18 protein-coding genes are annotated in these 18,787 nt (G+C 68.1%); 3 read left to right on the top strand and 15 right to left on the bottom strand.

Translation table 11 applies throughout. The features are described 5' to 3' along the window. Nucleotide 1: 1 nt before the first annotated feature. Nucleotides 2–1,210, bottom strand: coding sequence for a hypothetical protein (locus JW792_RS02860; protein ID WP_135994172.1), 1,209 nt, complete (start codon nt 1,208–1,210; stop codon nt 2–4). A gap of 129 nt (nt 1,211–1,339) precedes the next feature. After that, nucleotides 1,340–1,792: a YcgN family cysteine cluster protein gene (locus JW792_RS02855; RefSeq protein ID WP_135994173.1), complete on the bottom strand. Its 453-nt coding sequence runs from the start codon at nt 1,790–1,792 to the stop codon at nt 1,340–1,342. A 150-nt stretch (nt 1,793–1,942) separates the two neighbouring features. Here JW792_RS02855 and JW792_RS02850 point away from each other — a divergent pair, with 150 nt between their 5' ends. Beyond that, on the top strand, nt 1,943–3,823 hold the full coding sequence (locus tag JW792_RS02850) for a transglycosylase domain-containing protein (protein WP_241095040.1): 1,881 nt from the start codon (nt 1,943–1,945) through the stop codon (nt 3,821–3,823). Here JW792_RS02850 and JW792_RS02845 read toward each other — a convergent pair. Then, nucleotides 3,769–4,647: an ion transporter gene (locus JW792_RS02845; RefSeq protein ID WP_135994174.1), complete on the bottom strand. Its 879-nt coding sequence runs from the start codon at nt 4,645–4,647 to the stop codon at nt 3,769–3,771. The genes JW792_RS02850 and JW792_RS02845 overlap by 55 nt on opposite strands. 120 nt (nt 4,648–4,767) lie before the next feature. Here JW792_RS02845 and JW792_RS02840 point away from each other — a divergent pair, with 120 nt between their 5' ends. Then, nucleotides 4,768–5,163 (top strand): PAN domain-containing protein, encoded by a 396-nt coding sequence (locus tag JW792_RS02840; RefSeq protein WP_135994175.1) that lies wholly within the window; start codon nt 4,768–4,770, stop codon nt 5,161–5,163. Between the two features lie 78 nt (nt 5,164–5,241). Continuing rightward, on the top strand, nt 5,242–6,324 hold the full coding sequence (locus tag JW792_RS02835) for a DUF2336 domain-containing protein (RefSeq protein ID WP_135994176.1): 1,083 nt from the start codon (nt 5,242–5,244) through the stop codon (nt 6,322–6,324). A 204-nt stretch (nt 6,325–6,528) separates the two neighbouring features. Here JW792_RS02835 and JW792_RS02830 read toward each other — a convergent pair whose 3' ends face one another. From JW792_RS02830 to JW792_RS02775, 12 genes are all read right to left on the bottom strand, one after another. Continuing rightward, on the bottom strand, nt 6,529–7,545 hold the full coding sequence (locus tag JW792_RS02830; RefSeq protein WP_206340887.1) for a Vgb family protein: 1,017 nt from the start codon (nt 7,543–7,545) through the stop codon (nt 6,529–6,531). Nucleotides 7,546–7,638: 93 nt separating this feature from the next. After that, complete coding sequence (locus JW792_RS02825) at nt 7,639–8,880, bottom strand: mechanosensitive ion channel family protein (RefSeq protein ID WP_135994177.1); 1,242 nt, start codon at nt 8,878–8,880, stop codon at nt 7,639–7,641. Continuing rightward, a complete protein-coding gene (locus tag JW792_RS02820) occupies nt 8,877–10,478 on the bottom strand; it encodes a peptide chain release factor 3 (RefSeq protein ID WP_135994178.1) in 1,602 nt (533 codons plus the stop codon). The genes JW792_RS02825 and JW792_RS02820 overlap by 4 nt, the downstream gene beginning before the upstream one ends. A 217-nt stretch (nt 10,479–10,695) precedes the next feature. Beyond that, entirely contained in the window at nt 10,696–11,829 is a 1,134-nt protein-coding gene (locus JW792_RS02815) for a homogentisate 1,2-dioxygenase (RefSeq protein WP_135994179.1), read from the bottom strand. A 72-nt stretch (nt 11,830–11,901) separates the two neighbouring features. Then, nucleotides 11,902–12,318: a DUF1489 family protein gene (locus JW792_RS02810; RefSeq protein WP_135994180.1), complete on the bottom strand. Its 417-nt coding sequence runs from the start codon at nt 12,316–12,318 to the stop codon at nt 11,902–11,904. A 53-nt stretch (nt 12,319–12,371) separates the two neighbouring features. Further along, on the bottom strand, nt 12,372–13,307 hold the full coding sequence (locus JW792_RS02805) for a cupin-like domain-containing protein (RefSeq protein ID WP_135994181.1): 936 nt from the start codon (nt 13,305–13,307) through the stop codon (nt 12,372–12,374). Nucleotides 13,308–13,380: 73 nt separating this feature from the next. Then, nucleotides 13,381–15,387, bottom strand: a complete 2,007-nt coding sequence (locus JW792_RS02800; protein ID WP_135994182.1) for an acetyl-CoA carboxylase biotin carboxylase subunit — start codon at nt 15,385–15,387, stop codon at nt 13,381–13,383. After that, complete coding sequence (locus JW792_RS02795; protein WP_241095039.1) at nt 15,384–16,277, bottom strand: DUF817 domain-containing protein; 894 nt, start codon at nt 16,275–16,277, stop codon at nt 15,384–15,386. The genes JW792_RS02800 and JW792_RS02795 overlap by 4 nt, the downstream gene beginning before the upstream one ends. Before the next feature lie 4 nt (nt 16,278–16,281). Beyond that, complete coding sequence (locus tag JW792_RS02790; RefSeq protein ID WP_135994183.1) at nt 16,282–17,082, bottom strand: enoyl-CoA hydratase-related protein; 801 nt, start codon at nt 17,080–17,082, stop codon at nt 16,282–16,284. A 154-nt stretch (nt 17,083–17,236) separates the two neighbouring features. Then, nucleotides 17,237–17,599 carry a hypothetical protein gene (locus JW792_RS02785; RefSeq protein ID WP_135994184.1) on the bottom strand — a complete coding sequence of 121 codons (363 nt, stop codon included), beginning with the start codon at nt 17,597–17,599 and terminating at the stop codon, nt 17,237–17,239. Between the two features lie 139 nt (nt 17,600–17,738). Further along, nucleotides 17,739–18,056, bottom strand: coding sequence for a hypothetical protein (locus JW792_RS02780; RefSeq protein WP_135994185.1), 318 nt, complete (start codon nt 18,054–18,056; stop codon nt 17,739–17,741). Between the two features lie 79 nt (nt 18,057–18,135). Then, nucleotides 18,136–18,717, bottom strand: a complete 582-nt coding sequence (locus JW792_RS02775) for an NAD(P)H-dependent oxidoreductase (protein ID WP_135994186.1) — start codon at nt 18,715–18,717, stop codon at nt 18,136–18,138. Between the last annotated feature and the right edge of the window lie 70 nt (nt 18,718–18,787).

The raw sequence follows: 18,787 nt of genomic DNA, 5'->3' as shown, positions 1-18,787 counted from the left end.
TCTAACCGCCATTGATCATCGCTGCCGGGCGCGTGTTCGGAAACGCGACATAGGCATCGAAATTGCGCACCAGGGCCACGAAGTCCTCGTCGGCATCGCTCATCGCCAGAACGGCGGGGCGGATCGCCTGGAGATCGACCACGACCGGGCGGTCGCCGACCAGCCCGGAGAGTACCCCCTGCGTGCTTCCGAAATAGGACGGGCACGGTATCGCCCCGCCGGCCTGGACATCGACCATCTGGCCGCTCGCGCAGTCCGCCATCACGTTGTAGAGCGTGAATCCCCGCGGAAGGCCCCACTCGGCCAGGAAATTGGCGGTCGACGATATCTGGGTAGAGGGATTCCATCGGGCCAGATGGTTCGCGCCGAGCTTCAGGAAAACGCGCGGCGGCGTCCCGTTCGCGGCTTCGGCGGCGGCAAAATGCTCCGCGAACAGCCGTTTCATGCCGTTCTCGCGCGTCTGGTTCGCGAACCAGACGCTGCCGCCGCGGCCAGTGAAGGGCGCGTAGATGCGGTTGGAGTACAGCACGTCGGCAAGGATGTCCGCGCCCTCGCCTTCGCCCCATGCCTCGGCCCATCCGGCCCACTGGGAGTCCGGCGCGCTGCCGACCAGGAAAGGCTGCTCGGCGAGCGCCGCCTCGATCGATGCGAGCACGTTGCGCTGTGCCTCTGTGCGGGCGAGCGGGCGCAGCTGGTCGAGCAGGATGGAGCCCGAAGCGATGAATTCCTGGTCCAGCCCCCACAGTGCCGGTCCCTCGCCCTCGTGCAATGACACGACGTCGCGCGCGAGATCGGCCTCGTTCTGGAAGAACAGGAACGGGTAGGCGAGGCCGCCGGCGCGTGCGGCAGCATCGGCTTCGAACGCCCCCTCGGGGCCGGCGAGCAGGCGCTCGGCCGCGCGTGTCGAATGGGGACCGACCTCGATCGCCATATGATCGAAGCCTTCCGGGTCGAGCGCCAGAAACCAGGCATGGGCGAACTCGCCGATATCGGCGGTGCCGTGCTGTTCGCCGATCGCGACGAATTGCGCGCGGCGGGCTCCCTCCATCAGCAGCGTACCGCCCGGGCCGGACAGGCCGGACTCGCCGACCGTCAGCTCGTGAACATGGCCGTCGAGAAGCGCGCGAAGCGCGGCGTTCTCGCCGGGCTCGTCCTGTGCGGCGGCCATCCCTGCCGTGAGCAGAATTGCGGCGGGTGCGAGCGATCTCATGTCTTTTCCCCTCATGGCGGCAGGCTGCACCCATGGCGCACTCCGGTCCGGATGCCCGAGCGTGTGCGCCCGGATGCAAAAAGGGAAGGGAAAAGTGATCGCGCGACCCTGCCGCGGTGGCGGAGGCGCTCAGCGATTCTCCCCCACGATCCGGTCCTCGATCTCCTGCTCGTCGAGATCGCGTTCGCTGACCAGCCGGCCGTGCACGCTCATGCCCGCCTTGCGGGTGGAGTCCGGATCGCCGGTCTTGAGCGGATGCCAGTCGGGAAGCGGCTTGCCCTCGTGGATCAGGCGGTAGGCGCAGGTCTTCGGCATCCAGTCCAGCGTGCCGACATTGTCCGGGGACAGCTTCACGCAGCCGGGAACGCGGGCATGGCGGTTGCGATAGTCGCTGCAGCGCACGGTCGTGAGGTCGAGCAGCCGGCAGCCGACATCGGTGCGCCACACCGTGCCGCCCTCCTCCTCGGGATCCTGCAGCAGCAGGACGCAGCACTTGCCGCAGCCGTCGCACAGAGACTCCCACTCGTGCGCGCTCATTTGCGCGAGGCTCTTGGTTTCGTAAAAGGGCTTGTCAGCAGCCATGGCCCGATTTTAGCCGCCTTCGCTTGGTTCTCAGAGAGCCGGACGCAGACGGCACCATCCGGGGGAGTTCCAATCACCTACCGCGCCGACATACGCGAGCATTTCGCGCGCCGCCTCAGGCGCCGCCTGCCCCAGATCGCGCTGGGCGCAGTGCTCGCGCTCATGGTCGCCGGCCTGTTCGCCTTCGCCCTGTTCTGGCGCTGGGCCTATCACGACCTGCCCGAATTGCCCGAGAGCGGGTCGGCCTTGTGGGAGGTGCGCCGCGAGCCGGCGGTGACGATCCTCGACGCTCAGGGGCGAACCCTGACCGTGCGCGGACCGCTCTACGCCGAGGCCGTGACCCTGGACGAGCTGCCCCCTTACGTGCCGCAGGCCTTCGTCGCCATCGAGGATGCGCGCTTCTACGCTCATGAGGGCATCGACTGGCGGGCCATCATGCGGGCCATGCTGGTCAATCTGCGTGCCGGCGAGATCGAGCAGGGCGGCTCGACACTGACCATGCAGCTGATCAAGAACCTGGTGCTGAGCCCGGAGCGCACCATCCGCCGCAAGGTGCAGGAGATGCGCCTCGCCCGAGCGCTGGAGCAGCGCCTGGCCAAGGACGAGATCCTCGAGCTCTATCTCAACCGCGTCTATCTCGGCGAACAGGCCTACGGCATCGAGGCGGCCAGCCGGCGCTATTTCGGCAAGCCGGCGACCGAACTCACCCTGCAGGAAGCGGCCCTTCTGGCCGCGCTTCCCAAGGCGCCGAGCCGGCTCGCTCCGACGGTCAATCTCGAGGAGGCCCAGGCCCGCGCCCAGGACGTGCTCCAGGCCATGCTCGACGAAGGCTATATCGACAGCCTCACCTATCTCTCCGCCGTCGCGACACCGGCGGTCCCCATCGAGGGCGCCGAGATCGTCGCCGATCCGGCGGTGTTCGGCCATGTCTACGACGCGGCGATCGCCGAGGCCGAGAGCCTGCTCGGCCCGGATGCCACCGCCCCGGACCTCGTGGTCGTCACCACGATCGACGCCGATCTCCAGCGCGCCGCCCATGCCGCCGTCACCTCGGGCCTCGAAGGCGCGGGGGCGCAGCTCGATGCCGGTCAGGCCGCGCTGATCGCGATGGACCTCGACGGGGCCGTACGTGCGATGGTCGGGGGCACCGACTATCTCGACAGCCAGTTCAACCGCGCGACGCAGGCCCTGCGTCAGCCCGGCTCGGCGTTCAAGCCCGTCGTCTTCGCCGCCGCCCTCGAGGCGGGATACGACCCGGCCTCCACCTTCGAGGACGAACCGGTCGACATCGAGGGCTGGACGCCGGAGAATTTCGGTGGCGGCTATCGCGGGCGGATCACGCTGGAAGACGCGCTGAAGCGCTCGATCAACACCGTCGCCGCCCAGCTCGGCCAGGCGCTCGGCGCGCAGACGATCGTCGAGATGGCGCGCCGGCTCGGCATCGACCGCGACCTCGCCGCCCACCCCTCGATCGCGCTGGGCGCGGAGGAGGTCACGCTGCAGGAGCTGACGACCGCCTATCTCGTCTTCGCCAATGACGGACGGGCGCGCGAGCCCTTCCTCGTCAGCGAGATCCGCACCACGCGCGGCACGGTGCTCTACAGGCGCGAACCGCGCGAGCGGGCCCCGGCCCTGCTGCGCGAACACGCCCGGGCGATGTCGACCATGCTGCAGGCCGTGGTGCGCGACGGGACCGGCCAGCGCGCACAGCTCGCCCGCCACCGCGCCGCCGGCAAGACCGGCACCAGCCAGAACAGCCGCGACGCCTGGTTCATCGGCTACACCGCGCACCTCGCCGCCGGGGTCTGGGTCGGCAATGACGACGACACGGCGATGGCGAACGTCACCGGCGGCGGGCTTCCAGCGATGATATGGAACGATTTCATGACGGCGGCCCATCGGGACCTCGCGCCGCAGCCGCTCGCCGCGCCGGAGCCGCGTCGGCGCAGCGAGCGGGAGGAAGGCCTGGCGGCCTTCTATTCCGAGCTGTCGGCGCGCTTCGAAGCGGCACTCGAAGATACCGAAGGCTGACTGCCCCCGAGCGAGGCGCGCAGCTCCGCGATGTCGCGGCGTAGGGCGCTCACCTCTTCCAGCAACTGCTCGCGCTCGTCGTGGGCGGCCTCCAGGCGCTCGGCCTCGGCGTCGAAATGCTTCGACTGCAGGGAGTCCACGATCACGGCGATGAACATGTTGAGCACCGCAAAGCTCGTCGTGACGATGAACAGGATGAAGAAGACCCACGCATAGGGGTGCACCTCGATCACCGGCCGGGCAACGCCCATCGACCAGCTCTCCAGCGTCATCACCTGGAACAGGGTGAAGGCGCTGGCGCCGAGATCGGCAAAGAATTCCGGATGGGTGCCGGAGAAGAGCTTCGCCCCCATGACGGCGGAGACGTAAAAGATCAGGCCGAGCACCATCAGGATCGCGCCCATGCCGGGAATGGCCCTGGCGAGTGCCTCGATCACCTTCCTCATCTGCGGCATCACCGAGAACAGGCGGAACAGGCGCAGCACGCGCAGCGCCCGCAGCACGGAGAACGCGCCTGCCGCCGGGATGAGGGAGATGCCGACCACGACCATGTCGAACCAGTTCCAGCCCGACTTGAAGAAGCCGAGCCGCCAGGCGGCGAATTTCAGCACCAGCTCGGCGACGAACATCCATATGATGATCTGGTCGACGAGCCACAGGCCTCGCTCGACCGTGCGCGGCAGGTCGTAGGTCATCGCGCCGAGGATCAGTGCGTTGACCAGGATCAGTGCGACGATCGTGTAGCGAAACTGCGCGGACTCCACGAGCCGGCGCAGCAAGGCGGTCGGGCCGTCATGGGTTGCGGTCGTGCTCTCGGCGCTCATGTGCGCTCCCTCCGTCTGGATCGGGGGTGAGGTAGCGAGCGGGGACCGCGCGCGCAATCACCGCCCTGCCCTTCCCACCGTTGAAAGGCTCCGGCAAGGATTCGGCGCCATCATGGCGCGATGCTGAAACTTCTCGCCCTCCTTCTCGTCCAGCCCGTGCCCGAAGGCGCGGTGCTCGAGGCCCATGAACGCCGGGGCGCGGTGATCGCCCGCCTCGACGGCCTTCCCGGTGAAAGCTGGCAGGCCTGCGCGGCCGCGTGCGGGCTCGATCGGCGCTGCGAGGCCTGGACCTGGCGGGCGGGTTTTTCCGGCCGGTCGGCGCGCTGCGACATCCTGTCGGCTGCGCGCACCCCCGTCCCGGCGCCAGGCGCCGTGACCGGCCTTTCCCCCGCCCTTGCCGCCCGCATCGAGGCCGCCGGCGAACGCGCCCCCGACCCCGACGAGGTCCGCGCGCTGGAAGCGGTCGAGGGAGAAGGGGACCGGCCCCGGTCCGGCGACCCGATCTCGCCTCATTAACCCTGCCTCGCCACGCTTTCTTTACCCGCACCGGGCAAGTTGACTGGTGTCGGTGCGATTCTCCTTCCGGGGCAGGCGATGGCGGTCATTTCAAAGCTCGACAGGCTGAGTGAGCTGGCGCGGGAGAAATCCTCCGACCGGCGGCGCGCCCTGCTGCGCGAGGTGACCGACCTGTTCTTCGACGCACCCCCCGCAAAGAACAGCGTCCTGCAGCGCCAGTTCGACGAGATCCTCTCCTCCATCGCCTCGCAAACCGTGGAGGAAGCGCGCGTCGAACTGGCCGAGCGCTTCGCCGATGCGGACATCGCGCCCAGGGGCCTCGTCCTGCAGCTGGCGCGCGACGCCATCGCGGTCGCCGCGCCGATCCTGGAACGCTCCAATGCCCTTTCGGAAGAGGATCTCGTCCGGATCGTGCACGAGACCGGCCAGGCTCATATGCGCGCCATCACCGCCCGGCCCGAGGTCAGCGAGCGCGTCTCCCATGCCATCGTCGAACGCGGCGATGATCGCACCGTGGCCCAGCTTGTGCGCAATGAGGGCGCGAAGCTCTCGCGCGAGACCTACGAGACGGTGACCAGACGCGCCGAGACCAGCAAGACGCTGCAGGCGCCTCTGGTGGAGCGCAAGGACACCCCGCCCGATCTGCTGAACGACCTGATGCTCGTCGTCGAAAACACGCTGCGCGACAAGATCATGTCCCGCTTCGACAAGATGGAGCCGGGCGTGGTGGAGGCCGCCCTCGCCGCCTCGCACCAGCGCCTTCAGGCCCGGCTGCGCGAGGACAAGGAGATCAGCGAGGCGAAGGACTTCATCGCCAAGCGCAAGGTCCGCAAGGAACTCGACGGCTCGCTGCTCGCACGCCTGCTTCGCGAGAAGAAGCGGGTGCATTTCTGCGTCGGTTTCGCGGAGATGGCCGGCGTCGACTACACCGCCGCCAAGCGCGCGCTCGAGCACCCCAGCGTCGACGGGCTCGCCCTGATCTGCAAGGCCGCGGGAATCGACAAGGCGCTCTTCGTGACGATCGCCGTGCTGCGCGACGGAGCGGCGGCCGACGCTCTGGCCGATGCCCGCGCCCTCGGCGAGCTCTACGAGAGCCTTTCCCTCGACGATGCCGGGCGCGCCCTGCGCTTCTGGCGCATGAGGAAGGACGTGGCGGCCTAGCGAGCCGTCTCGCGCCGGCCCAGGGGCGTCCCCCATTGAATCCGCATGACGGCGCGTGCGCGCAGGATTATCCCGGGCCGGGGCGGACAGGGCAGCACGCGCTGCCGGGCTTGTGGGGGCCGACACTCTATGCGCAGCCTGGCAGTTGCGGGTATTCTCGGCAGCGCCGCTCCGGCCTCCGCCTAGGCTGAAGTCCGACGGACTCTAGCGTCCGGGCTCGACGATCGCGCGGCCGATCGTATTGGTGTCGGCGCCGAACCAGATCACGCCGTCGGGCGCGTAATACTGCATGTGGCGCACGGTACCCCCGCCGGAGGGCACCTGGGTGGAGGAGAAGAAGGTTTCGTTCTGCGGATCGAAGCCGCAGAAGAGATTGGGCTGTGCCCCGGTCTCCACGATCCAAAGCCGGTCGGCGCTGTCGCGGGCGAGCGCATAGGGCCGCGAGCCCTCTCCGCTCGGGGTCAGCCAGTCCTCCACCTCCCCGCTTGCCGGATCGAGCACGCCCAGGCGCGAGCCGTCATAGTCGGAATACCAGACGCGCCCGTCCGAGGTGATGGCGAGACGTCGCGGCCGGCTCTCGGCGCGCGGCAGGACATGCTCGGTCAGCGTCATCGTGTCCGGGTCGATGCTTGCGAGCTTGTTCGTACCGAGAAGCGCGACCCACACCGTCCCGCCCGGCGCGATCCGTAGGCCGTAGGGGCGGGCGTCGGGCGTGGGAACCTCGAGCGTGGTCACCGTCCGCCCGGAGACGTCGAGCTTGCTGACCGTATTGGCGCGCTGACCGGTGAACCAGATATCGCCATTCGCATCGAAGACCTGTGTGTGCGGATCGTCCGGGTGGCCGTCCGGCATCATGATGCGTTCGAACTCGTCCGTATCCACGTCGTAGCGCCCGATATGGGCGGCGCGGTTGCCCGCATACCAGATCGCGCCTCCGTCCGGCTCGACGATGAGATTGTGCGGGCCGTCGCCCTCCTGAAGGTCGATCTTCTCGAACGTGCCTTCGGACACGTCGAAGCGTGCGATGTAGTCGGTGACCTGGCCGACGAACCAGACCGTCTCCCCGTCGACCGTGTAGGGGTCACGCGGGCGACTGGTCTCGTAGGGCACGATCCATTCCTCGATCAGGATCGATTCCGGTCCGGCCTCGGTGGAGAAGTCCTGCGTCAGGGCCGGCGCGGCGAGGAGCGTCGCGGTGGACGTTGCGAGCAGGACGCGCATGGGGGTCTCCCGTATGTTGCCTCGGATGAAGCCTGCCACAGAGGAACGCCCGAAGTCACGGCGCGCCCCAGGAACGAGGCGGAGCGGGACGCCTCAGTCCTCGGTCTCGTCACTGCCCTCCCCGCGCGCGTCGCGTTCGGAAAGGTCGGGCAGGGCTTCGCCGCGGCCGGTGTACTTGCGCACCCGGGGCGGCACGAAGATCTCGGTGCCCTCGTCCATGTAGACGGTGGTGGAGGGGAAGGCGAAGGCGGTGCCGGCCTCGTCCTCGACGATGCGCTTGACGGCAAAGGCCAGTTCTTCCTTCAGCGCCAGCCACTCGCCCCAGTTCGTGGTCTTGGTGAAGCAGTAGAGCAGGAAGTCGATCGAGCTCGCCCCGAAGCTGTCCACGCGCATGAAGGTCGCCACCTCGGGCGGCTTGGCGAAGCCGTCATGGGTCAGGATGTAGTCCAGGACATGGTCGCGAATGTACTTCAACTGACCGGTCGTCGTCTTGTACTCGACGCCAATCGACCACTTGATGCGCCTGTGCGTCATGCGGGTGAAGTTGGTCACCGCGTTGTCGGCGAGAAAGGAGTTCGGGACATAGACCGGGCTCTTGTCGAAGCGGCGCACCAGGGTCGAGCGGAAGTTGATCCGCTCCACCGTGCCCTCCACCACGCCCTCGACATGGATCCACTCGCCCGGCACGAAGCGCTTCTCGGTGAGGATCAGGAGCCCGGCGATGAGATTGCGGAACAGGTCCTGCGCGCCGAGCCCCACCGCGACGCCGAGCAGCCCCAGGCCGGCGACGATGGGGGCGACGGGAATGCCCCAGATCTCCAGCACCGCGCCGATGCCGACGATGACGAAGAGGATGCGCAGCGCCTTGGCGAGCCAGTCCACGAGGACGGGGGTCAGCAGCGTCCTCAGGCCCGTCAGCAGGTAGCTCACCGGCATGACCGCGTTGTGCAGCGCCCAGAAGATCGCGATGGCGATGAGGGACTGCACGATCTCCATGCCGAAGCCCTCGCCCTGGGGACCTTCCAGGCCCAGCACGAGGACGGCGACATAGACGCCGACGATGATCGGCACGAGCTTGAGGGGGTCGGAGATCGCGTCGAGCACCTTGTCGTCGACCAGGGTCTCGGTCTTTTCCGTCTCGCGCCTGAGCACGACCTTCAGCAGGCGGGAGAACAGGCCGCGCACGGCGAAGGCGATCAGCAGGACGAAGACCGCGACGAGCCCGTCGCCGACATTCAGGCCGAAGAAGCTGGTGTCCCAGACGATCTCGACCTCGCTCCAGAGATCGCGTGCGGCGGAAAGAACCTGCTCGATCGGGCCCGGCCCCTGCGTCATGCCCTGCGCTCCTTGGCCTTGAGGAATGTGATGTCGGGGAATTTCTCCTGGGAATAATTCACCTCCCAGGCCGATTTGGCCATGAAGACCAGCGCCCCGTCTATGTCTTCGGCGATCGCGGACTTGTGCCGGTCGACGAAGGCCTCCAGCTTGTCGCGGGGCCCGGCGATCCAGCGCGCGGTGTCGTAGGGGGCCGGCTCGAAGGTGACCTCGATGCCGTACTCGGCCGCCACGCGCTCGGCCATGACGTCGATCTGCAGCGCCCCGACCGCGCCGACGAGGAAATCGCCCCCGACCTGCATGCGGAAGAGCTGGGTCACGCCTTCCTCGGCGAGGCTTTCGAGCGCCTTCTTCAGGTGCTTGGCCTTCAGCGGGTCCTTCAGGCGCGCGCGGCGCAGCAGCTCGGGCGCGAAGTTCGGGATGCCGGCGACCTGCCACTTGCCGCTTTCCGAGAGCGTGTCGCCGACCCTGAGGACGCCGTGGTTCGGGATGCCGATGACGTCGCCGGCATAGGCGGTGTCGGCGATCTCCCGGTCCTGGGCGAAGAACAGGATCGGGTTGCTCACCGTCATCGTCTTGCCCGCATCGGTCTTCAGCTTCATGCCGCGCCTGAACGTGCCCGAGCACAGGCGCATGAAGGCGACGCGGTCGCGGTGATTGGGGTCCATGTTCGCCTGGATCTTGAACACGAAGCCGGCGACCTCCTTGTCGGAGGGTTCGAGCTCCGCCTTCGGCCCGCCGATCGCGGGCTGGGCCTCGGGACCCGGCGCGATCTCGACGAGCGCGTCCAAGAGTTCCCGCACCCCGAACTGGCGCAGGGCCGAGCCGAAATAGACCGGGGTCAGATGGCCCTCGCGATAGCTCTGCGCGTTGAAATCGACGCAGACCTCGCGCGCGAGTTCCACGCCCTCGGTGAGCTCCTCGGCCTCCTCCGCGCCCATGATCGAGGCCAGCGCCTCGTTCGACAGCGCCAGGCGCTCGGACGCCTTCTCCGGGTCGTCGTCCTCGCCGGGGCGCTCATACCTGATGAACTGCCCGGTCTTCAGGTCCGCGACGCCCTTGAATCGGTTGCCCGAGCCGGACGGCCACTGCATCGGCGCGGCGTCGAGCGCGAGCTTGTCCTGGATGTCGTCGATCAGCTCGGACGGGTCCATCGCCTCGCGGTCCATCTTGTTGATGAAGGTGAGGATGGGAATGTCGCGCAGCCGGCAGACCTCGACGAGCTTCAGGGTGCGCGGCTCCACGCCCTTGGCCGCGTCGAGCACCATGATGGCGGAATCCGCCGCGGTCAGCGTGCGGTAGGTGTCCTCGGAAAAGTCCTCGTGGCCCGGCGTGTCGAGCAGGTTGAACAGAAGCCCCCCGTACTCGAACGTCATCACCGAGGCCGACACCGAGATGCCGCGCTCGCGCTCGATCTTCATCCAGTCCGACTGGGTGCGCCGGTTCTGCCCGCGCGCGCGCACCTGGCCGGCCAGCCGGATCGCCCCGGCGGCGAGCAGGATGTTCTCGGTCAGCGTGGTCTTGCCCGCGTCCGGGTGGGAGATGATGGCGAAGGTGCGCCGGCGCGCCCACTCGGCGCCCTTGGCGGTGTCGGACATGGAAGGTCTCTGGAAAAAGGTTTGCTTGCTGCCCCGCGAGGTAGCGGACGGGGGCGGCCGAGGCAACTCCTTGGCGCCTTCCCCCACCTGTCATGGCCCGGCTTGACCGGGCCACCCATGTCTCTCCGGTAACGAGTGGCACGGGGTCAATGTTACGGCATGGGTCCCCCGGTCGATGCTGCGCATCGCCGTGGGATGACAGCGTTTGAGGAAATTCCTACCCGCGCTCCCGCCACGAGTTCACGTACTCGACATTCTCCACGCTCGCCGCGCCCTCGCCGATGTCGAGCGGGTCGCGGGTGTCGATCATGACGGCGTATTCGTCGGTGGCGGGCTTGGTCTGCTTCAGCATGTTCTTCAGGGCCTTGGGGTGGGGCCCGTGGGTGAAGCCGGAGGGGTGGAAGGTCATCATGCCGGCATCGATGTTGTCGCGGCTGAAGAAGTCGCCGGCGTGATAGAACAGCACCTCGTCGTAATCGTCGTTGTTGTGGAAGAACGGCACCTTGAGCGCGCCGGGATCGGTCTCGAACGGGCGCGGGGCGAAGGTGCACACCACGAAGCGGTCCGACAGGAAGGTGGTGTGCGCGCTCGGCGGCAGGTGATAGCGGTGGCTCATCAGCGGGCGGATGTGGCGCACGTTGAGGCGCACCGGGTGCAGCTCGCCGTGCCAGCCCACCGCGTCGAGCGGGTTGTAGGGATAGGTGATGGTGCTCACCTCGCCGCGCTTCTTCACCTCGACGGTCCACTCGCGGCTCTCGCCCTGCTGGTCGCGGAAGGCCTCGTCCATCGCCGGCACGTCGAGCATCGCCGGGTCGAAAATGGCGTGCGGACCGACCAGGCCCCTGTCGGGCAGGGTGTAGTGGGTGTTGGTCGCCTCGATCATGAGGACGGCGGTTTCGCCTGATGGCGCGAGGCGCCACATCGTGCCGCGCGGCAGGATGATGTAGTCGCCGGCCTCGTATTCCAGGTGGCCGAAATCGCAGAACAGATCGCCCTCGCCCCGGTGGATGAAGAGCAGCTGGTCGCCGTCGCCGTTGCGGGCGAGCGAGTCCATCGCGCGATCGAGCTTCCAGAAGCGGATGTCGCAGGCCGCATTGCCGAGCACCCTGGCGGCCGACCACGGGCTCGCTTCCGCGATGTTGAGGCGGTTGAGGTCGAAGGCGCGCGGCTTCAGCGGGCCCTCGAACCTGGTCCACCCCGTGGGCGGGTTCTTGTGGTGCAGGAAGGCGGCCGGGCCGAAGAAACCCTCCTTGCTCATCTCGCGCTCGTATGTGCCCTGCGGCATGTCGGCATGGGCCTGGCGCGAGGCGTTGCCCTCGCTGCGCGAGGCGTAGATCCATTTGCGGGCCATGGGCGGTCTCCTCCGGGCGATGCGTCGAAGGCAATTTAGTTACATTTGTAACTAATGGGAAGGGGCGAAACCCTACCAGACGCCGAGCTCGATGAGCTTGCGGCGCAGATCGTCGGGCAGCTCGTGCCCGCCCGTGGCGGCGGAGAGATCGGCGGGAGCCTCTTCCGGCTTGAGATAGCGCCAGCCCTGGAAGGGACGCCTGGGGGCGGGGCTGGTGCGCACGAGCTCGGGATCGAGCACGATGCGGCAGCGCCTGACGCCCTCGGCGTCGGTGAACTCCTCGAGGTCCAGGATGGTCTGGCGCACCTGGATCACCCGCTTGATGACCCAGTAGAGCGAGCCCCCCTCCAGGATCTCGGCCTTGCGCTTGGGGAACATGCGCGTGACATGGGCCATGGGCCGCCCGCCCGGCGCGGTCCGGTCGCGCCAGCGCTCGAGGTCCTCGATGGAATCGGCGCCGACGCAGAGCTTGAGAAGATGAAGGGCCATGACCCGCCTGAATTAGGACGAGTCATGGCCCGAATCAAAACGGGGATGCAGGATCAGGCGTGCGCCCGCTCGCGGTAGCGCGTCTCGGCGGCGAGATCGACGTCGAACAGGATCTCGCTCTTGGGATTGGCGCGCGGCCGGCCGAAGAGCTTCACGCCGAACTTCCAGGCCTTCGACAGGGCGAGCTTGGCATAGGCCTGCAGCCCGTCGGTGCGCGTGGAGACCGGGGCGAAGCCCATCCGGCGCAGCGCGCCGTTGGCGTGCAGCACCGCGTTCTTCATCATCGATTCCCGCGTGACCACCTCGCACGTCATGGAGACGTTGAGATCTTCCAGATTCTCCACCCGGTGCGGGGCGTGCAGCGGCCAGGTCAGGAAATCGCCCGGCGCGAGGTCGAAGCTCGCCGCGTCCTCGTCCCAGCGCGGGTCGAACGGGATGTCCTCGGTCTGGTCCTTGTGAAGGATCGCTTCCATCGACTGATCGCTCAGCCAGGGTGCGTGCGGGGGATAGACGCGGAAGCGCTTCCTGCCGCGCACGTGCAGGAAGATCGTCTCCGACACGTCGGAATGATAGAAGGCCTGCGCGCTCGGCGAGGAGATGATGAGGCTGCCATAGGCCCGCATCGGGGCGTAGCCCGGATTGAGCTTCTTCAGCTGGTCGAACAGCGCGCCGAAGATCGGCTTGTAGACCTCGTCGCGGTTCATCACCTCGCGCAGCTGGATCCACAGCCGGCCCTCGCGCACGGCCTCCAGCAGCTGCATGCCGGACAGGTGCCCGCGCTCGCCCGCCTTCCAGCTGTCGCGGTCGGTGGCGTCGGTGCCCATCGTGCAGATGTCGGTGAGCTCGCGCGGATGGCGCTCGATCAGCTCTGCCAGGGCGAAATCGCTGAACTCGCTCGCCTGGTGCAGGCGGTGGCGCGCCCTGACGACACCGTTGCGGAATTCGGCGCGCTTCTCGTCACTCCAATCAATCAGGACCGGTTGGACCATGGTCAGCTCCGTCACAAAGCGGGACGCCGGAGGGGGCGTTCGGCTGCGACGGAGCAAGGCGCGTGCCGCAAGGTCAGGCCGCCGCCTCACCCTCCTCGGCGAGCGCGACGAGCACGTCCCCGGCCCCGACCTGGTCGCCGGCCGAAACCCGGACGGAGTCGACGACGCCGTCGCGCGGCGCGGCGAGGGACTGCTCCATCTTCATGGCTTCCAGCACGCACAGCGTCTCGCCCTTCTTCACCGTCTGGCCGGGCTCCACGCGCACCGAGAGCACCTTGCCGGGCATCGGCGCCTTGACCGCCGCGCCGGCATCGAGGCCTTCGGCGGCGGCCTCGGCGTTGAAGGGCCGGAACAGGACGGTCTCCCCGCGCAGGGACACCAGCAGCCCCTCCTCCAGCGCCTCGGCCTCGGCGACGACCTCCTCGGAGTCCACCAGCGCGGCGACATAGCCGAACTCGCGCACCCCGCTGACGCGGACCTGGTCGAGGCGCACGCTCTCCTCGCCGATCTCGGCGATGAAGCCGGTGCCGTCCGGGATCAGGCGCACCTCGACGCGCGCACCCTCGTCGTCGAAGGCGGCGGCGAGATGGGCCGGGGCGTTGACGCGGAAGCCGGTGCGGCCCGCCCAGGGATCGTTCGCGGGCGGGGCCAGCGGCCCGCCGTCGAGCCGGGCGAAGGCGGCGAGCGCGTATTGCAGCGGGCTGACGGCCTTCGGCGCGAGCGCGTCGAGATGGGCGTCGATGAAATGGGTGGTGACCTCGCCGGCGCGGAAACCGGCCGAATCCAGCGCCCGGCGCAGGAAGCCGGCATTGGTCCGGACGGGGTGGACGCGCACCTCCTCGTCGATCGCCTCGACCAGCCGGTCGATCGCCTCGCCGCGGGTGTCGCCATGAGCGATCAGCTTGGCGATCATCGGATCGTAGTGAATGGCGACCTCGCCGCCCTCCTCCACACCGGAATCGGTGCGGATGCCGTCGCCCTCGCGCGGCAGCTCGAGGCGCTCCAGCGGGCCGGTGGAGGGCAGGAACCCGGTCGCCGGATCCTCGGCATAGAGCCGGGCCTCGACGGCGTGGCCGTGGATCGCGATCTCGTCCTGGCTCGGCACCGAGCCGCCGGACGCCACCCTCAGCTGCAGCTCGACGAGGTCGTAGCCGGTGATCTCCTCGGTCACCGGGTGCTCGACCTGCAGGCGGGTGTTCATCTCCATGAAGAAGAAGCCGTCCTCGGTGAGCGGGCCGGAGCCGTCGACGATGAACTCGATCGTGCCCGCGCCGACATAGTCGACCGCCTTCGCCGCCCTCACCGCGGCCGAGCACATCGCGGCGCGCACGTTCGGCGGCATGTGCGGGGCCGGGGCCTCCTCGATGACCTTCTGGTGGCGGCGCTGCAGCGAGCAGTCGCGCTCGAAGAAGTGGACCACCCGCCCGCGGCTGTCGCCGAACACCTGGACCTCGATATGGCGCGGGTTCTCGATGAACTTCTCCAGGAGCACCGTCTCGTCGCCGAAGCTCGACGCCGCCTCGCGCTTGCAGCTTTCCAGCATGTCGAGGAACTGGCCGGCCTGATCGACCTTGCGCATGCCCTTGCCGCCGCCCCCGGCCACGGCCTTGATGAGGACCGGATAGCCGATCTCGCTCGCCTTCTCCTTCAGGAAATCCGGATCCTGGTTCTCGCCGTGATAGCCGGGCGTGACGGGCACGCCGGCCTCCTCCATCAGCTTCTTGGCGCGGTCCTTCAGGCCCATCGCCTCGATTGCCTCGGGCGAAGGTCCGACGAAGACGATGGCGTTCTCCCGGCATTTGCGCGCAAAGGCGGCGTTTTCCGACAGGAAGCCGTAGCCGGGATGGATCGCGTCCGCGCCGGTCTGCTTCGCCGCCGCGATGATCCTGTCGGCGAGCAGATAGCTCTCGCGCGCCGGCGGGGGGCCGAGATGGACCGCCTCGTTCGCCTCGCGCACATGGGGGCTCGCCGCGTCGGCATCGGAATAGACCGCGACGGTGGCGATGCCCATGCGGTGCGCGGTGCGCATGACGCGGCGGGCGATCTCGCCCCGGTTGGCGATGAGAAGCTTCTTGATCATGGGATTTTCTTCTCTTCTCTGTCAGGCGGGCTGGCGCGGTGGACCGCGGCCACGAGGACGAAGCTGATGATCATGAGCAGGTACCACGATCCGAGCTTGGCGAGCGAGACCGGGTGCCAGCCCTCCTCCTGGCCCGGATAGGCCCAGGCGCGCGCGAAGGTGCCGATGTTTTCGGCAAACCAGATGAACAACGCAACCAGGACGAGGCCGAGCACCAGCGGCATCGGCCGGTGTGCGCGGTCGGGCCGGAACCAGACGATGCAGGGTCCGTAGATCAGGGCGCTGGCGGCGAACAGCAGGTAGCGGATGTCGATCGTGTAGTGGTGGGCGAAGAAGTTCGCGTAGATCATCGCCGCCAGGAGGCCCTGCAGCCAGAGCGGCGCGAAGCGGTCCCAGCGGAAGTCGAAGATCCGCCAGACCCGGGCGAGATAGCTGCCGACGCTGGCGTACATGAAGCCGGAGAACAGCGGCACGCCGGCGACGACGAGAACCGCCTCCTCGGCGCCGGGATAGATCCAGCTGCCCGCGGCGACCTTGAAGACCTCCATCACGGTGCCGACGAGGTGGAAGACGGCGATCACGCGCACCTCCTCCCAGCTTTCCAGCCTCAAGGCGATCATCGCGATCTGGATGAGGAGCGCGGCGAGCGTCAGGAAGTCGTAGCGGTGCAGCGCCGCGTCTTCGGGATAGAGAAGGAAGGTCGCGAGCAAGAGGGCGAGCATGAGCGCGCCGAACAGGCAGGCCCAGGCCTGCTTGATCCCGAAGGCCAGGAACTCGAACAGGGCGAGCGTGACCGGGCCGCGCACCAGGAAGGCGCGAAACGCCTCGCGGCGATCGTGCAGCCAGGTCTCGAGGCCGGCGAGGCGCCCCGGCGGGCGCGGCTCGCTCAAGGGCCTACTCCGCCCAGTAGGGCTTGCGCTTCTCCAGGAAGGCGGCGAGACCCTCGCGGCCTTCCTCGCTGGCGCGCCGGTCGGCGATGTTCTTCGCGCAGCGGTGCAGCAGGTGCTCGTCGATCTCCTTGCCGAACACGTCGTCGACGAGCGCCTTGGCCGCGCGCACGGCGCCCGGCGCGGTGTGGAAGGCGAGCTGGGCGAGGTGCTCCATCATGTCGTCGAGCTCGTCGGCGCTCTCCACCGTGTACTGCGCGAGCCCGATCTTCTCCGCATAGGCGCCGTCGAAGCCCTCGCCGGTGGCGAACAGGGCCCTGGCCCAGCGCGGGCCGATCGCGCGCACGACGAAGGGGGAGATGGTCGCCGGGGTGAGGCCCAGGCGCACCTCGGAGAAGCGGATCTTCGCGTCCTTCACCGCCACGGCGATGTCGCAGGCGGCCATCAGCCCCGCGCCGCCGCCCATCGCCGCGCCCTGCACGAGGGCAACCGTCGTCTGCGGCAGCTCATGGAGGCGCTTCAGCATGTGGGCGAGGCCCATCGCGTCCTGGACATTGTCCTCGTGCGTCCAGTCGGCGGCCGCCTTCATCCATTCCAGATCGGCCCCCGCGGAAAAGCTCTTGCCCGCGCCGCGCAGGAAGACGATGCGCACCTGCTCGTTGGCCCGCAGCGTCTCGAAGATGTCGGACAGGCGCGCGATGATGTCGGCGTTGAAGGCGTTGTGCTTGTCCGGCCGGTTCAGGGTGACGATCGCGGCCCCGGCCGGGGTCACGTTCAGGAGGACATCGTCGGTTGAGCGTTCGGCCATCGGGAACTCCTCGGGGCAAGACGGGCTGGCCCCGTGCTTACGTCAGCGCGCGGCGCACGCCAAGACGCAAAGCTGGCCTGGCGCATGCAAAAGGGCCGCCCGCGCGCAGCAACGCGCGCCGGCGGCCCCTGTTCGTGACGCGTGCGGGCCGGGGCTATTCGCCGCGGAACAGCATGCCCTTGATGGCCCCGAGGACCGTGATCGCGACGAAGTAGAACACCGCCAGGAAGGCGACGTACTGCCAGTAATCCATCGCGGTGAAGGGCGGCATGGCGAAGCTCGCGCCCTCGCGCACCATCGGCAGGACATTGTCGACCACGACGTGGACGATCACTCCGACGACGGTGAAGATCAGGATCGCGCTGTAGCTCTGCATCAGCAGGGCCATCACGATCGCGATCACGCCAGCCTGGATGCCGAACATGGTCCAGCTGTCCGCGCCGTGTGCCGCGTAGCCGGCGTGGAGCCACGCCCAGACCGGTTCGACATAGCCCCAAATCTGATTCACGAAGTCCATTGGTATCCCCTCAAATGACGGCCTTGCGACCGAACCCGAAGCGACACTGCCAAAAAATTAACAAAATGCCAACGCTTTTCCGAGCGTTAACCAAGACCTCCGGGCACGGCTATCTGAGGTCGCGCAACGTGAATCCCGCTCAGCGCTTGAATATCAGGCGCTTGATCGCCGCGAGCACCGAAATCACCACGAGATAACCGAGGATGAGAATGAGAACGTGTTCCCAAAATCCCACATACAGGAGCGGCGGCAGACGCAGCGCGGCACCGTTCGCGAACACCGGCGCCAGCACGTCGGCGAGCAGGTGAACCACCGTCGCGCCGAGGGCGAAGACGGGTATGCGCCGCCAACCGGGCAGCAAGAGCGCCGCCACGAGCGCGATGACGAGGCCCTGCACGGCGTTCACCTCGGCAAAGCCGAGACGCAGGTAGTCCAGTACGGATTGGATGATCTGCATTGCCCCTCCCCCCGGTCAGGCGATCGGTCCCGCACACGAGCTTAGCCCGGCCGTGTCCCGGCGGCCAGAGGCGGGACGGTCAGCGCGCCTTCGCGCCGAGCCGGGCCATGGTTTCCAGCATGCGCGCGCGCCGCTCCGGCCCCGAGCCGACGAGGCCGAATATCGTGTCGCGCACCGGCCTGAAGCCGGCAATGCCGAGAATCCCCTTCTCCAGCGCCTTCAGCGAATGGCCCCCGAACAGGAGCCGGTAGGCGAGCCCCGGCATGCCCATGGTGACGACCACCCGCGCGGACCTGCCCTTCATCTTCTGCGCCGGCCATCCCGAGCTGTCCCCGCCGGTGTCGAGGAAGAAGTTCGCCCGGCCGAGATGCTCCAGGAAAGCCTTCAGCCTCGCCGGCATGGTGCCGAGCCAGAGCGGATAGACCAAGACGAGATGATCGCTGTCGCCGATCCGCGCCTGCAGCCGCTCGATATCGGCGGGCGGCGGGGCCTCGAACTCGCGCTGGTTCAGGAGAAACCCGAACTCCAGCGCCCCGATATCGGCGCGGTGCACGGTGTGACCGGCCTTCTCGGCCGCCGCGCGGTATGCCTCGCACAGCGCGGCGCAGAAATGACCCGGATCGGGATCGGGATGGCCGTTGATGAGGGTGATGGTGGTCATGGATACCTCCTCGCGGGTTCGGGCAGGCGACAAGCGGATCTGGCGATCACCTCCCGCATGAGCTGGGCGC

The organism is Marinicauda algicola (assembly GCF_017161425.1).
GTDB lineage: Bacteria > Pseudomonadota > Alphaproteobacteria > Caulobacterales > Maricaulaceae > Marinicauda > Marinicauda algicola.
This window is presented reverse-complemented; position numbering and strand designations above follow the sequence as displayed.

What these genes read in the sequence shown, in the direction of transcription:
- JW792_RS02840 (WP_135994175.1), top strand. Translation starts at nt 4,768, where the DNA reads ATGCTGAAACTTCTCGCCCTCCTTCTCGTCCAGCCCGTGCCCGAAGGC.
- JW792_RS02785 (WP_135994184.1), bottom strand. Translation starts at nt 17,599, where the DNA reads ATGGACTTCGTGAATCAGATTTGGGGCTATGTCGAACCGGTCTGGGCG.
- JW792_RS02855 (WP_135994173.1), bottom strand. Translation starts at nt 1,792, where the DNA reads ATGGCTGCTGACAAGCCCTTTTACGAAACCAAGAGCCTCGCGCAAATG.
- JW792_RS02790 (WP_135994183.1), bottom strand. Translation starts at nt 17,082, where the DNA reads ATGGCCGAACGCTCAACCGACGATGTCCTCCTGAACGTGACCCCGGCC.
- JW792_RS02860 (WP_135994172.1), bottom strand. Translation starts at nt 1,210, where the DNA reads ATGAGATCGCTCGCACCCGCCGCAATTCTGCTCACGGCAGGGATGGCC.
- JW792_RS02805 (WP_135994181.1), bottom strand. Translation starts at nt 13,307, where the DNA reads ATGGTCCAACCGGTCCTGATTGATTGGAGTGACGAGAAGCGCGCCGAA.
- JW792_RS02775 (WP_135994186.1), bottom strand. Translation starts at nt 18,717, where the DNA reads ATGACCACCATCACCCTCATCAACGGCCATCCCGATCCCGATCCGGGT.
- JW792_RS02825 (WP_135994177.1), bottom strand. Translation starts at nt 8,880, where the DNA reads ATGACGCAGGGGCCGGGCCCGATCGAGCAGGTTCTTTCCGCCGCACGC.
- JW792_RS02800 (WP_135994182.1), bottom strand. Translation starts at nt 15,387, where the DNA reads ATGATCAAGAAGCTTCTCATCGCCAACCGGGGCGAGATCGCCCGCCGC.
- JW792_RS02830 (WP_206340887.1), bottom strand. Translation starts at nt 7,545, where the DNA reads ATGCGCGTCCTGCTCGCAACGTCCACCGCGACGCTCCTCGCCGCGCCG.
- JW792_RS02820 (WP_135994178.1), bottom strand. Translation starts at nt 10,478, where the DNA reads ATGTCCGACACCGCCAAGGGCGCCGAGTGGGCGCGCCGGCGCACCTTC.
- JW792_RS02845 (WP_135994174.1), bottom strand. Translation starts at nt 4,647, where the DNA reads ATGAGCGCCGAGAGCACGACCGCAACCCATGACGGCCCGACCGCCTTG.
- JW792_RS02810 (WP_135994180.1), bottom strand. Translation starts at nt 12,318, where the DNA reads ATGGCCCTTCATCTTCTCAAGCTCTGCGTCGGCGCCGATTCCATCGAG.
- JW792_RS02815 (WP_135994179.1), bottom strand. Translation starts at nt 11,829, where the DNA reads ATGGCCCGCAAATGGATCTACGCCTCGCGCAGCGAGGGCAACGCCTCG.
- JW792_RS02780 (WP_135994185.1), bottom strand. Translation starts at nt 18,056, where the DNA reads ATGCAGATCATCCAATCCGTACTGGACTACCTGCGTCTCGGCTTTGCC.
- JW792_RS02835 (WP_135994176.1), top strand. Translation starts at nt 5,242, where the DNA reads ATGGCGGTCATTTCAAAGCTCGACAGGCTGAGTGAGCTGGCGCGGGAG.